The sequence below is a fragment of the Allocoprococcus comes genome (assembly GCF_013300725.1).
Classification (GTDB): Bacteria; Bacillota; Clostridia; order Lachnospirales; family Lachnospiraceae; genus Allocoprococcus; species Allocoprococcus comes_A.
On record NZ_JAAIMM010000017.1, the window covers coordinates 1 to 13,164 of the forward strand.

The following is a 13,164-nucleotide window of genomic DNA, read 5'->3' on the forward strand; positions in this document are numbered from 1 at the left end:
GTTCCCGTAAGTAGAAGCGTGGCAGGAAGACGCGAGGACAGATGAAAAGGGCATGAAAGAAATCAGACCAGAAAGTGAGAGGCAGAGTTCTTTTGTGGTGTTTTTGTTTCGAGCGAATCATCTTTAACTGAAACAAGGATCGTGGCGGTCTTTTGCGAAGATCACTTACGAGGGGATAATGATACATAGGAACTGCCAGTGAGCAGGGGATGGACTTTGGGTTGTAATCAGCAAGACCTTTAGAAAATCCATGAGCGGTGCGATGCCAAGCATCCGCCTGTAATGTTCCCGTAAGGCAAAGGGGGAGTCGAGGACAAATACAATGCCAAAAATCAAAAGTATAAGAAATCAAGGAAGAATGTGTCGTTGATATCAGATACATGCGGCTGTAGGGAGTTATTCCTTTACAGCCGTATTGATGTGGTATCAGCACGCATATTAGGTAACAAATTATGTATTACACAAAAGAATATTTAAAAAGAGCGCATCGGGAGATTGATACGATCTTTCGGGTGCTGTTCCCGGAACATGGAATGGCAGTAAGGGAAGAACAGATTCTGTTATGCCATGAAATGCTGGATAACCTGCTGGGAAGAAATATAGCACTGTGTGACGCAGGTGTCGGTATCGGGAAAACGTATGCCTATCTGGTGGCTTGTGTTCTGATGAGAAAGTATTCTCTTCTTGCAGACGGATATTCCCCATACGAACAGCGTCCGGTTGTGATATCTACTTCCAGCATTGCACTCCAGAAAGCAATTCTTACGGAATATATCCCTTTTCTCTCCCGGATTCTTCAGGAGAACGGGACAATTCAGGCGCCGATCAAAGCTGTCATCCGAAAGGGAAAAGAGCATTTTGTCTGTGATGAGAGATTAGCGCAACGAATCGTTGCAATCAAAGAGAAAAATAAAAATGCATTGCAGAAAGAAGCACTGCTGTCTCTGAAAGAACACTACGACATGGATGAAGTGTCCGGATTAAGCGGATTTGACAGAAGGATGGTAAGCGTGCCGAAGTTCTGCTCAAGGGAATGCCCGAAAAAAGGTTCCTGTAGGTATCAGCAGTATCTGGAACATTCCAGAGATGATGAAATGTTCATCCAGATCTGCAACCATAATTATCTGCTGGCAGATGGCTATCATAGACTGCAGGATTACCGCCCGTTATTAAAAGACTATCGGGCATTGATTGTAGATGAAGCACACAAACTGCCGGATGCGGCAAAGCAGATGTTCGGGAAGAGCCTGTGTTATGATGATATCCGGGAGATCTGCTTTTATCTTGGAAAAGAATATCAGGGCCCGGAGATAAGAAAACTGTCTGGGACGATCCGGATGGTGCTGGATGTGATAGGAGAAAACCACAGAACCAGATACGGGTTAAAAGAAGAATTTTACATGACAGAAGAGTGTGCCATGTATTTATATGAAGGGATACAGACCATGAATAAGATCATAGAAAAATTAGAAAAGAAGATTCCGAAGTGGATCAGAAACAAGCTGGAAGAAACCAGAAGTGTGCTGGAATGCTTTTTCCATCAGGATAAGAAGTATGTGCTACATTTGAAACAGGATCAGGAACATCGGATCATATTGTGTGCTTCCAGCAGGCGGATTCCACAGTATCTTGACCAGATGTTGTGGAGCAGAGGAATGGGCGCAATCCTGACAAGTGGAACATTAAAAACCGGACAGGGATTTTCCCATATCCGGAAGATGACAGGATTGCAGAAAGTACAGAGGGTACATGAATATGTGGCAGACTCTCCATTTGAATATCAGAGAAACTGTCTGTTATATCTGCCAAAAGATTTGAAAAAGTGCAGAAGAGGAAGTCAGGAAGAAACAGAGATGATAGCTGACCATATCCATTCGTTAATCTGTTCGACTTACGGACATACATTGGTGCTGTTCACATCCTATCACCTGATGGGAAATGTATATCAGATGTTGCGGGATGAGATCCCTTTCCCGATGATCGAGGTGTGGAGACATTCCCCAGAAGAAATCACGAGATTTAAACAGACAGACAATGCGGTTCTTTTCGCAGCTGGATCCTGCTGGGAAGGAGTAGACTTTCCCGGAGATATGGTATCTTCGTTAATTATTGTAAAGTTGCCGTTCGCTGTTCCAGATCCCATCAGTGAGGCTCAGAAGAAAGAATATGATTGTCTGAAAGATTACATTCAGGCAGTGGTCGTTCCAGATATGCAGAAAAAACTAAGGCAGGGGTTCGGACGTGCGCTCCGCACAGAGACAGACACCTGTGTTGTGACCATCTTAGATGAGCGTGCAGGAGAAGACGGAAGATATCATGAGGAAGTGATGTGTGCACTTCCGAAGTGTAAGATGGCAGAAGACATCAAGGATGTTCAGCGTTTTATCAGAAACCGGAAGGGTGTGGAATATTACCTGTAAATGCCCGTGGTTTTGCTACAATCACAGCGAGTTTACGACGAAATGTTTGGTGGTATTTCTGGGGTGTTTTCGGTGGAATTGGTGGTATTGCTGAATAGCTATTTGAACATGAAGTGGGTATACTGTGTATAGCGTTAGAGATTTAGAAGAAAGGTATTAATATGGCAAAATATATCGTAGAAATGCAGATGGATAAACAAGAAAAATTTTATTTTATTCGAGAAAACGAAAGCGGAGATATTGTATATTTACCTTCTAAATATCTAATGCATAAGAAAAGGTCAAAGATATCACCGAATACCATACAAAGAAGTGCCTTTGCATTATCTTATTATTTGAATTTTCTGGATGAAAAGCAACTTTGTTTGGATGATATTTATCAAATGAAATATATTGAACAGCATGAACATTTTACAGATTTCCTGATTTGGTTAAAAGCTGGTATGCATAGCAGGGAAGATTATTTAAAACTTCCTAATAATGAGACATGCAATGCATATTTAAAAGAAGTATTCAGATTTTATACCTTTATGGAGCAAGAAAACAAGCATTCGGAAAGCTTGAAGGTATTATCAGATACGCAAATGATTGTGCGAAATTCCATCGGTATCAGAAAAGTATTGAATAGGAAGAGTTTTCGAGGATATTTAAAAGAAAAAGGACATCAAGGAAAAACCATTGAGCAGGACAAGATTGTAGTGTTGTTGCAAGAATGTGCAAACAGCCGCGATCAGGTTCTGCTTTTATTATTAGCAGAAACAGGCTTTAGAATAGGGGAACTCTTAGGTGTACGATACGCAGAGGATATAGACTATGAGAAACATATAATATATGTCAACTTTCGAGATGATAATGAGAATGGGGCAAGAGCTAAAAACGCAGAACTTCGAAGAGCCAAAATCAGCGACGCAACATTTGATATTTTAATGTTTTATATTGAAGACTATAAGGAACTGATTATAGGACAGGAATATTTATTTATTAATGTCTCAGGTGATTACGTTGGAAAGCCTTTTAAGGGAAGTGGAGTATATGCCATGTTACGCAGATTGGAGAGAAAGACGGGAATTAAAGCATCTCCACATATGCTCCGGCATTATTTTGCAAATGCAAGACGAAAAGATGGATGGAAATTAGAAATGATTAGTCAAGCACTCGGGCATCGGAATATCGAAACGACTATGAAATATCTGAATATAACAGAGGATGAACTAATAGAAGTCAGTGATGCTTTTTATAACAGGCATCAAGCAATGTATGGTGTTCAGAATTTGTTATAAAAAAGAGGAGGCGATCAAGTGTCTGCAATTCGATTGCTACAAGCAGAACGCAAGGAAGAGATACAGCATCTTCACAGGCAGTTTATGTCAGGCGGAATATTGCAGAGAGAATTATGGGAAGAAGCAGAGAAATTCCTTATCCAAAGAGAAATCTATGATGTGATTTTAGCAGAAGAACAAGATTTGCGGGAATACAAACAAACTTTGTTGGATAGTGGGAATTATACGAAAAAGCAGGTGAAAGAGCAGTCATCCGCATTACGGAAGATACAGAAGTATTGGATAGAAACAGAATATGGAGAGCTACTCTTAGAAATCCGAGAAAGCCAAGTGTCAGATGAGGCATTGAAGGGAAACATCAAACGGTTTCTAATCCGGCAGGGAATACATCATATCAAAGAGATTGATTATACGGTACGAAGCCGTTATGAAGCAGAACTGAAAAAAATGTGGGATGAAGCGAGTGTGATGAGATATTTAAAGGTTTTCGATCATATCAAGCAGTATAGTATCCAAAAAGAAATAGAAAGTCTGCCGGGAAGAATCGAACACCGGAGGAAATATCAAGCACAGGTTGTATTCCTGCCATACTTACCAGATTTGGAGTTGGTTAAGGATTTTGAATATGTCCGAGATAAACAGGAACTGGTGTGGGATTTTTTTAGAAGAGCATCTGAAAAATTAAAAAAGCAGGTTTTTCTACTATTGAATTATATTCTAGATAATTTGTATCGAGACGATCCCAAAGAGAGAAGAGTTCGCTATTTATTGCCATTACACTGGTTATATGATTTTTGTGTGGAGGAAGAGATTGATGATCTGGAAGGATTGGAATTAGAACAGATCCAACGATTTGAGAAAATCGTGGAACAGAAAGTGGTCAATGTGAAAAACTCTATGCAGATTATTGACAATAGTCGGAAAATCTTATTTTTAACAGCACCAGAAATTCATTGGCATGCCAATGTGTGGTATATGGAACGCTTTCACCTGTCAGAAGATCGGCTTAACCCAAGCAATCCAGTACAGCGATTGAGTTTTATAGAAGTGACTAACAAAAAGAATCGAGAATTGTTACAGGAATATGCCAAATATCATGTTGGAATTGGTGGACTGACGATAGCAAATATCCGAGGACAACTATATGAGGTAAAAAGACTTCTGGAATATTTTAAGGAAGAAGAATCCATTTGTCAGGTAGATGAAAATCAATTGGATGACTATTTTAGGAAACTGGAAGAAAAGGATACCAAAGATGATACATTCAATAAAAGAATTGTGCATTATATAAAATTTTATCAGTTTTTAAATGTCCGAGGATATATGAAGGAGATACCCTTTAAACCGGAGTATTACCTGAAAAAGACATATCCAGAGCATCATGACAGAACGGTGGAAGAAAAAGTTTATATGGAAATCCTGCATAAGCTGTATGCATTTCCGCTAGTTCCAAGATTGATATTTTTACACTTGTGGTGTACTGGATTGAGAATCAGCGAAGTGTGTACGTTAAAAGGGGATGCATATTACTGGGATGGAGAAGATGCATGGTTGAAAGTCTATCAGATCAAGATGAAGGCAGATAAAATGATACCAATACCGCTTGTGATGTATAGAATCATGCGTAAGTATATTGAGCGTGAACACATTCGTCCGAAAGATTATATCTTTAAAGGGAAGGATGGTGGAGCGTACCGGGGAACAACATTCCGACAAGAGTTTCAGCAATACTGTGATAAGAATGGAATTGCAGATGGCAGTTATATCTTCAAAACCCATGACTATAGGCATACGCTGGCTACCCAATTTTATGATGAGGATGTTTCTATACAGACAATCCGAGATTATTTAGGACATTTTTCCGAAGAGATGACAAAACAGTATGTAGACTTCATGCCAAAGAGAATTGAAAAAGCAAGTGATACTTACTTTAAGAAACCGGAAAATGACTTGGCTTCTACCATTAAAGCTAAGAAGCGTGGTGAAAGAAAATGAAAAAAAGAATTTACATATATGAGCTGGACTGCTACAAGGTAGCATCCGAAGAGCAGATTCAGAGAATGCGTATCAGCCCGGAACGGTATTTTAATCTGGAAGGATTGCCATCAGAAGAACTTGCCGAAAAGTTGGAAGAATTTATATGGGAAAGAGGAAAAATGCTCGCACCGTCCAGCATGGCAAGTGAAGTGACCTATTATAATAATATTCGGGAATTTCTGATTGATCGGAAAATACAAAGCCTTGATGCCAGAGAAGAAGAAAAAATCATCCGTATGTTAAAAGGATGGATGCTGGAACGAGGATATGCTTTATCAAGCAAAAAATATCGGCCTGCATATGACAAAATAGGAATTGAAAGTCCTAGCATTGTAAGGCATATGAAAAAAATCTTGAAGTTTCTGGAAGAAGAGGATGGCAGGGATGAGCAGGAAAAAGATATCTGGACTCTTAAAAACTTTGATTTTCCTATTTATAGAAATCCAATCAAGAATACGGAAACGATTAACTTTACTAAAATTGTACAGCCAGATATTCGGGAAGAAGTAAAAAAAGTAATTTTTATGCATTTAAAATATTCCCCTTTAGGAACGATTCATAGTGAAATAGCTGCAGTAAAGCGGTTCTCAAAATTTCTTAAAAGAAAATATTTGGACATTCAATCGCTGCAGGATCTGGAACGGATGCATATAGAAGAGTATCTGATATATCTTCAGACGGAAGCACATGACCGGAAAAATTATAGATCTGACCTATATGCACTACGAAGGGTAATAGAAGATGTTGGGAATTTATATGAACGACAGTACATGAGCGAATTATTTCTGAGTAATGATTTCCCAAGTACACCAAGGCATGTATTCAAATTTTACTCAGATGCGGAAATCAAAAGATTAAACGAACACATTTTCAAAATGGATGAGCAGATATGTAGGGCACTGATTATCCATCAATTACTGGGAACGAGGATTTCAGATACGCTGACCTTAAAGACAGACTGCCTAAGCATGCGGAATAATCGATATTTTATAAGGATTGATCAGGTGAAGTCAGTCACCTATGAAAAAGCCATCAGTGAAGAAGTGGCACAACTGATTATGAAAGCAATTGATTATACAAAGGAACGGTATGGAGAAACAACTTACATTTTTGCAAAAAAAGATGATCCAACTAGGCCTTATCAATATAGCATGATTCAAAATCAGATTATGACAATGATCCGCCAGGAAGATATCCGGGATGATAATGGAGAGTTTCTGAAGTTTGGAACCCATATTTTCCGACATTGTTATGGAAAGAAATTGACAGAAATGCATGTGGATGACTGGATGATAGCTAAGCTACTGGGGCATACCTCCATATATTCGGTACATCATTATCGAAAAATTGGCAATAAACTGATGGCAGATGAAACGAGAGCTGCAAGAGAAAAAATGGACATGATCCTATTAGATATCATAGAAGGATGGGATGATTATGAAATATGATAAGATGGTAGCGATTACGCAGGCTGAGAGTCAGAGGAAGATGAATATTGCAAAAAATACAATATCTGATATGCTTAAAAATATGGAAAGAATTACCGTAGCAGAGCTGGTAAAAAGAACTGGGCTTTCTAGAGGATTTTTTTATAAAAATGAGCTTATCAGAAGAGAAATGGATGACGCAATACATAGACAGGAAGCAATTTTTAAGAATAGACATCCGGTTGCAATGGACAGAAAACTTGAAAATTCAGTAATTGAGTTGAAAATTGAATTGTTAAAAGCCAAAGCAGAGAACGAGAAATTAGCAGAACAAAATCAGGAATTGAAAAGAAAAAATGAACTGTTGCAGCAAGAACTAGAGAAATTGAATAAACGGGTCAGTAGGAAAGAAATTTCTGTTCTAAAAAAATTGTGAGAATGGTGTGGTACAAGTTTTTTGAGAGGACGATAATCTATGAAATACGATAAAATGGTCGAATGTAGTTTGGAACGTAGCAAACAGAAGGTAGAAACCGCAAAACGGGAAATTCAAGAAATGTTGGAATCAAAAGAAAAAATAACAGTTGCTGCATTGATTCAAAAAACAGGCTTTTCTAAAGGATTTTTTTATCGAAATGAAGAAATGCGCAGGGTGGTAAATGAAGCTATGCATCAACAGAGCGTAACGTATAATCCGAAACAGATTATTATTGATATGGCTATGGAAAGAACTTTAGTTAATGCAAAAACGACTATACAGGAATTGAAACTAAAAATAAAAAAATTGGAAAAAGAAAATGCAGAGTTGCGAGAAGAATTGGCAAGAGTAAGAAAAATATCTAAAGTATAAAAGGAAAAATTAAATATTTGAATTTGAATGATTCAAGGCAGAATGTACAGTAAAAAAGCAAGTACATTCTGTCTTGTTTTGTATAGATATGAATAAATAAAAATACTGGCTACAAAATGCACACAACATACAAAAAGTGCAAAAAACAAAGAAAATAGACGAATGATACGTTTTGGTCTATATGGTTAAATCCAGTGTTTATAAGGCTTTTGAGGCATGAAAAAGACAGGGGCTAAATTTATGGTCGTCATTATCGGTCTGGTTATCATTTTTAAGAAACAGCTTAATGAACTTGTAACTAAAATATTTGAAAAAATAACGAATGAAAGTTCAGGAATCTAAAATAAAAATTTTATTTCAGAAATGAGTGTGTACAGAGATGAAAAAAATGGTAAAGGGAGAGATTACTGTGTTTCTAAGCCTGGTCTTTCTTCTGCTTCTTACTCTGGTTGGGGCTTTGCTGGAAAGTGCCTCGATCCAGCTGGCAAAGAATGAGAGAAGAGCAGACGCAGGCAGGGCAGTGGAATCTGTGTTTGCAGAATATCAGAAAGATCTTCTGGAGCGATATGGTATTTTTGCAATAGAAGGCAGTTATGAATCCGGAACAATGTCTGAAGAAAATATTTTAAACCGACTGTCCTTTTACGGGGCAGAAAATATAGAAACAGAGATTGCGGCAATCCGTTATCTGACAGACCAGAATGGGAAAGAATTTCTGCGGCAGGCGGTTGAATACGAGAAAATGAAGACAGGAGCTGCGGCGATAGAGAATCTGACGGGAAAGGTATCCGAATGGAAGGAGCAGGAACTGAAAGCAAATGAATATGGGAAAGAGAATATAGAGACGAGTAAAGAACTTGACCAGATGCTGGAAAGTGAAAAAGAGGAACTTCCTGCAGAAAATAATCCATTGGCGGATATTGTGGATATACAGGCGCAAGCACTGTTAAATCTGGTCAGCCCGGAAGGATTTACGCTGTCATCGAAAGCTGTAAAGTCAGAAGAGACTGTATCGAACCGAAAGCTCAGGCAGGGATACGGAACCATGAAGGAAAAAGATAATGGAGCCGGAGATACCATTTTTTTCAATCTGTACCTTATAGATAAGTTTGGCAATGCTGCAAATAAGAAAAAGAATACGGTACTGGACTATGAGATGGAGTATTTGTTAGGAGGAAAGGCGAGCGACAAGGACAATCTGGAATATGTGATCGGGAGAATCCGAATCCTTCGATTTGCAGTGAATTATGGATATTTGCTGACCGATAAGGACATGCAAATGGAGGTAGATACCCTTGCAACGACACTGAGTGCGGTGTTTCTTTCACCGGAGATCGGACCTGTGATCAAGCATGCGCTGCTTCTTGCATGGGCTTATGGAGAAAGCCTTACGGATGTTAAGACGCTTCTGGCAGGGAAGAAGGTTCCGGCTGTAAAGAGTAAGGAGAGCTGGAATCTGACGCTGGATGGTCTGCTTGAACTGGCAAAGAACAGAAGTATTCCGGAAGGGAAGGAGACAGAAGAGGGAAATTCTTATGAGCAGTATCTGCAAATGATGCTGGTTTTAAAATCAAAGGAAGAACTGTCGATGAGAGCATTGGATCTGGTGGAAATGAATCTGCGATCCGGAATGGAGAAAACGTTTTTTCGGGCAGATGCCTGCGTATCAGGAGCAGACTTTGACATGACATGTTATCTGAGAAGAGGAATCCGGTATCAGTATCATATTTTATATCAATATCAGTAACAAAAAATGAAAATGTTAGGAGGTGGATACAGGTGTCTTTTCTGAGGACAATCGAAATAATAAATAAAATTCCTTTGATGATGTATAGAAAAATATTGAATTACAAACACATATTTGATATTCGCAGAAAGGAGGAAGGATTTGATTTTCTACCTGATTTGATCGCCATATCTTGTGTCAAAGAAAAGGCATCTGTATCTGCCTCGGTAACAGTAGAAGCTGTACTTTGTGTTCCGCTGTTCCTATATGCGGCGGTGAGTTTGATCTGGATGCTGGAGCTCAGAAGCATCCAGTCTGCAGTAAGATGCGGACTGCAGAGTGCAGGAAAGCAGGTGGCAGAGAGTTTTGCAGAAATTCCGGTGCTGAACCCGATAAGTCTGCATGCAGATCTTGTAAATGCGGTCGGGAAAGAAAGAATGGATCGAAGTATGATTGTTGGCGGAAGCGGAGGAGTCAGCTGTAAAAGATCCTGGGCGATACCGGGAATGGGAGTGCTGGAACTGACGGCAGAATATGAAGTAGAATTGCCGGTTCCTGTCTTTCATATTCCGGTACTGCATTATAAAGAAAAAATGAGGATGAAGACATGGACCGGTTATGTAAAGACCTACGAAGCAGGAATTGGAGATAATGAACTTGTATATGTGACAGAAACAGGGATCGTATATCACCGGAATTATCAGTGCACTTATCTGGAACCGTCCGTGCGCAGTGTTGCGAAAACACAGTTAGGGGAACTGAGAAACAGCAGTGGAGGAATTTATCATTTGTGTGAACGGTGTGGATGGATGCCGGGAAATGATGACAACTGCTATGTCACAGATTACGGGGATCGTTATCATACTTCATTATCATGCAGCGGACTGAAGAGAAAAGTTTATACAGTTCCGCTGTCAGAAGTAAAAGGAAAAGGAGCATGTTCAAAATGTGGTGGAAAATAGCAAAATTGGCAGGATTATTTTTTTTAGGATTCGGAGCAGCACAGGATATAAAATATCAGAAAATCTCGACAGAATATCTGCTCGCAGGAAGCTGTGCGGCGATTCTGTACCGTGCATTATTTGGACGGATGCATTGGAGTGTATGGGTTGCCGGACTGGGATGTGGAATTGTATTTCTCATGATATCGAAATGGTCACAGGAGGGAATAGGGTACGGAGACAGCTGGATGATCCTGAATATGGGTATTTTTCTAGGGATCTGGAATCTGCTTGGAATGCTGATGCTTGCATTTCTTGTGGCTGCGATGGTAGCAGGAGCCGGTCTTTGGAGCGGAAAATGGAAACGGACGACAAGAATGTCATTTTATCCTTTTCTTCTGATCGGCTATCTGGGGACATTTATATGGTAAAGCTAAAAGGAAGTACAGTAGTTGAGATGGCGTATCTGATGCCGGTAGTATTGCTTTGTTGGATGGCAGTCATTTTCGCACTTTTTTATTACCATGATAAAAATATTATCGGTGGGGCGGCATATGAGACCGCGATTGTCGGAAGTGAAGAATGGCGATGGAAAAAGGAAATAGAAGATGGAAAAATGGAGCAGTATTTTCAGAAAAGAATTGAAAACAAACTGATATTTTTTGATACAGTATCGGTGGAAACTGTGGTAGTAAAAGATGAATTTGAAGTGACAGCAGGAGCGCAAAAGAGAAAAATGCGCGTATCTGTTAAACGTAGTGCGGCACTGACCGTGCCAGAGGAAAAAATACGCAGGAAAAAAGTATTGCAGGAGATTGTAGAAAGGAACCAGGAGGAATGAGAGAAGAGTACGAAAGAGATTTACATCATGCCTGGATGATTCTGGAAACAGATGAGCTATATAAAGAAGATTATCAGATGCGGATGCTGATGGAAAATGCGATTCCCGGACTCTTGTCGGTAAGAGGGCAGGGAAAAGATGATAAAAGCCAGTACCGCTACGAGATCAGTGGGAAGATATCCGTGAAGGCAAGGGGAGAAAAAGAGCACTGGAAATTTGCAGATCTGGAAAAGTTTATGAGACAGTTTATCCAGGTGCTTTATGCAGTGAAGAATTATCTGCTGGACGTGAACTGTCTGAGCCTGGATCCGGGACATATTTATGTATCGGATGAAATTTATTACTTTTGTTATTGTCCGGGACTGGAAGGTAATATTCTGGAAAAGTTTCATGAGCTTACAGAGTATTTTGTCAGGGAGACAGATTATGAACAGAAAGAGGCAGTCTATCTGGCATATGAATTACATAAGGCTTCAATGGAAGAAAATTATAATATTGAGTATGCGCTGGAGCGGATACTGGAGAAAAAGGAGAATGAAATGGAGAGTATACAGCCGGAGAAAAAAGCAGGATATGATCTGCAGGAGGAACTGATCCTGGATGACTGGATTGCAGAACAGGAAATGAAAGGGCAGGTTGTAAAGGACAGGCAGAGCGTCTGGGGATTTCTGAATCAGCGCCTTCAGAAACGTAGAAAAAAACGGGAATCCCAATGGGATGAGATAATGGCGGATGATTCAGAGGAATAAGTAAGATAGGACATGTTTTTCTTTTTACTACATTTTCCAGTTTATGGAAAGAAGTACTTGTAAAATAATTACGTGTTTTTTATAATAAAAATGATTATGTAATTGGTAACAAAAGCAAAAAAGAAGTGCCTTTTCCACAGGAGGAAGTAACCGTTACTGTTCCGGCGTGAGCTGTGATTGTCCGGCTGACAATGGCAAGACCAAGACCGGTGCCGCCTGGTTTGTAAGTGACAAAAGGATCAAAAATCGTGTCGAGATATTCCGGTGAGATTCCACATCCGGTATCAGATATGGTAATCTGAAGCATTTGATCTTTGAGGACTGCTTCCAGACGGATTGAACCGGCAGACGAAATGGCTTCACGGGCGTTTCTTAAAAGGTTGAGAATCGCTTCATGCAGCTTTAATCTATCGGCCGTCAGAGATGGAAGATCAGGGGCTATCAGAGAAGAGAATCCAATGTCGGTATCTACGCAGGAGGCGGCAAAGGACAGGCAGATCTGTCCCAAAAAGTCCTGTGCAGAAAACGTGCTCAGATGCAGATGTTCACTGTTATTATAGGCAGACAGCTCCTGCAGCAGAGAGATTGTGTATTCGATGTCTTCGCGAAGCTCTGACCAGTGGCTGAAATCTCTGGTTTCAGGGTGACTGGACTCTATGAGCTGAAAGGTACTGTAGATCAGCGTCAGTGGATTGCGAACTTCATGACTGATCTTGCTGATTGTATATTGCTGTGAATCCAGGAGTTTCTGAAGTAATTCACGAATTTCCGGACTGGAATTCATAATCTGATGTAACTTTTCATAATCATTTGCAGTAAATGGCATGGTAACGACCATCCTTTCCATGATATAAAGTAGTTGTAGTTTATCATTGAAAGTCTGGTTCGTAAAC

13 protein-coding genes are annotated in these 13,164 nt (G+C 39.7%); 12 read left to right on the top strand and 1 reads right to left on the bottom strand.

Annotated features, from left to right (window positions below; translation table 11 throughout):
- Positions 1–452 precede the first annotated feature (452 nt).
- From G4407_RS10060 to G4407_RS10115, 12 genes are all read left to right on the top strand, one after another.
- A complete protein-coding gene (locus tag G4407_RS10060; protein WP_173688797.1) occupies positions 453–2,420 on the top strand; it encodes an ATP-dependent DNA helicase in 1,968 nt (655 codons plus the stop codon).
- Between the two features lie 161 nt (positions 2,421–2,581).
- A complete protein-coding gene (locus tag G4407_RS10065; RefSeq protein ID WP_117559407.1) occupies positions 2,582–3,700 on the top strand; it encodes a tyrosine-type recombinase/integrase in 1,119 nt (372 codons plus the stop codon).
- Positions 3,701–3,718: 18 nt separating this feature from the next.
- Positions 3,719–5,695, top strand: coding sequence for a tyrosine-type recombinase/integrase (locus G4407_RS10070; protein WP_117739179.1), 1,977 nt, complete (start codon positions 3,719–3,721; stop codon positions 5,693–5,695).
- Complete coding sequence (locus G4407_RS10075) at positions 5,692–7,185, top strand: tyrosine-type recombinase/integrase (RefSeq protein ID WP_117739178.1); 1,494 nt, start codon at positions 5,692–5,694, stop codon at positions 7,183–7,185. Before G4407_RS10070 ends, G4407_RS10075 begins: the two co-directional genes overlap by 4 nt.
- Positions 7,175–7,600 (top strand): DUF6262 family protein, encoded by a 426-nt coding sequence (locus G4407_RS10080; protein ID WP_226969289.1) that lies wholly within the window; start codon positions 7,175–7,177, stop codon positions 7,598–7,600. The genes G4407_RS10075 and G4407_RS10080 overlap by 11 nt, the downstream gene beginning before the upstream one ends.
- 39 nt (positions 7,601–7,639) lie before the next feature.
- A complete protein-coding gene (locus tag G4407_RS10085; RefSeq protein WP_029730553.1) occupies positions 7,640–8,014 on the top strand; it encodes a DUF6262 family protein in 375 nt (124 codons plus the stop codon).
- A gap of 240 nt (positions 8,015–8,254) precedes the next feature.
- Positions 8,255–8,356 carry a Flp1 family type IVb pilin gene (locus G4407_RS17030; RefSeq protein WP_207734516.1) on the top strand — a complete coding sequence of 34 codons (102 nt, stop codon included), beginning with the start codon at positions 8,255–8,257 and terminating at the stop codon, positions 8,354–8,356.
- A gap of 37 nt (positions 8,357–8,393) precedes the next feature.
- Positions 8,394–9,761: a DUF5702 domain-containing protein gene (locus G4407_RS10095; protein WP_055248082.1), complete on the top strand. Its 1,368-nt coding sequence runs from the start codon at positions 8,394–8,396 to the stop codon at positions 9,759–9,761.
- Positions 9,762–9,793: 32 nt separating this feature from the next.
- Positions 9,794–10,702 (top strand): hypothetical protein, encoded by a 909-nt coding sequence (locus tag G4407_RS10100; RefSeq protein WP_055248084.1) that lies wholly within the window; start codon positions 9,794–9,796, stop codon positions 10,700–10,702.
- Positions 10,687–11,112 carry a prepilin peptidase gene (locus G4407_RS10105; RefSeq protein WP_055248086.1) on the top strand — a complete coding sequence of 142 codons (426 nt, stop codon included), beginning with the start codon at positions 10,687–10,689 and terminating at the stop codon, positions 11,110–11,112. Before G4407_RS10100 ends, G4407_RS10105 begins: the two co-directional genes overlap by 16 nt.
- Positions 11,106–11,522 carry a TadE family protein gene (locus G4407_RS10110; RefSeq protein ID WP_055248087.1) on the top strand — a complete coding sequence of 139 codons (417 nt, stop codon included), beginning with the start codon at positions 11,106–11,108 and terminating at the stop codon, positions 11,520–11,522. The genes G4407_RS10105 and G4407_RS10110 overlap by 7 nt, the downstream gene beginning before the upstream one ends.
- Positions 11,519–12,271, top strand: a complete 753-nt coding sequence (locus G4407_RS10115) for a DUF6382 domain-containing protein (protein WP_055248090.1) — start codon at positions 11,519–11,521, stop codon at positions 12,269–12,271. Before G4407_RS10110 ends, G4407_RS10115 begins: the two co-directional genes overlap by 4 nt.
- A 94-nt stretch (positions 12,272–12,365) precedes the next feature.
- Here the strand turns inward: G4407_RS10115 and G4407_RS10120 are convergent, their stop codons facing one another.
- The gene (locus G4407_RS10120) at positions 12,366–13,097 is read right to left on the bottom strand and encodes an ATP-binding protein (protein WP_055248092.1); all 732 of its coding nucleotides are present in this window, start codon (positions 13,095–13,097) and stop codon (positions 12,366–12,368) included.
- Between the last annotated feature and the right edge of the window lie 67 nt (positions 13,098–13,164).

Bases quoted from the DNA above. Each gene is read 5' to 3' on its own strand.
- G4407_RS10120 (WP_055248092.1), bottom strand. From the start codon at position 13,097: ATGCCATTTACTGCAAATGATTATGAAAAGTTACATCAGATTATGAAT.
- G4407_RS10115 (WP_055248090.1), top strand. From the start codon at position 11,519: ATGAGAGAAGAGTACGAAAGAGATTTACATCATGCCTGGATGATTCTG.
- G4407_RS10075 (WP_117739178.1), top strand. From the start codon at position 5,692: ATGAAAAAAAGAATTTACATATATGAGCTGGACTGCTACAAGGTAGCA.
- G4407_RS10095 (WP_055248082.1), top strand. From the start codon at position 8,394: ATGAAAAAAATGGTAAAGGGAGAGATTACTGTGTTTCTAAGCCTGGTC.
- G4407_RS10080 (WP_226969289.1), top strand. From the start codon at position 7,175: ATGAAATATGATAAGATGGTAGCGATTACGCAGGCTGAGAGTCAGAGG.
- G4407_RS10105 (WP_055248086.1), top strand. From the start codon at position 10,687: ATGTGGTGGAAAATAGCAAAATTGGCAGGATTATTTTTTTTAGGATTC.
- G4407_RS10085 (WP_029730553.1), top strand. From the start codon at position 7,640: ATGAAATACGATAAAATGGTCGAATGTAGTTTGGAACGTAGCAAACAG.
- G4407_RS10060 (WP_173688797.1), top strand. From the start codon at position 453: ATGTATTACACAAAAGAATATTTAAAAAGAGCGCATCGGGAGATTGAT.
- G4407_RS10110 (WP_055248087.1), top strand. From the start codon at position 11,106: ATGGTAAAGCTAAAAGGAAGTACAGTAGTTGAGATGGCGTATCTGATG.
- G4407_RS17030 (WP_207734516.1), top strand. From the start codon at position 8,255: ATGGTCGTCATTATCGGTCTGGTTATCATTTTTAAGAAACAGCTTAAT.
- G4407_RS10065 (WP_117559407.1), top strand. From the start codon at position 2,582: ATGGCAAAATATATCGTAGAAATGCAGATGGATAAACAAGAAAAATTT.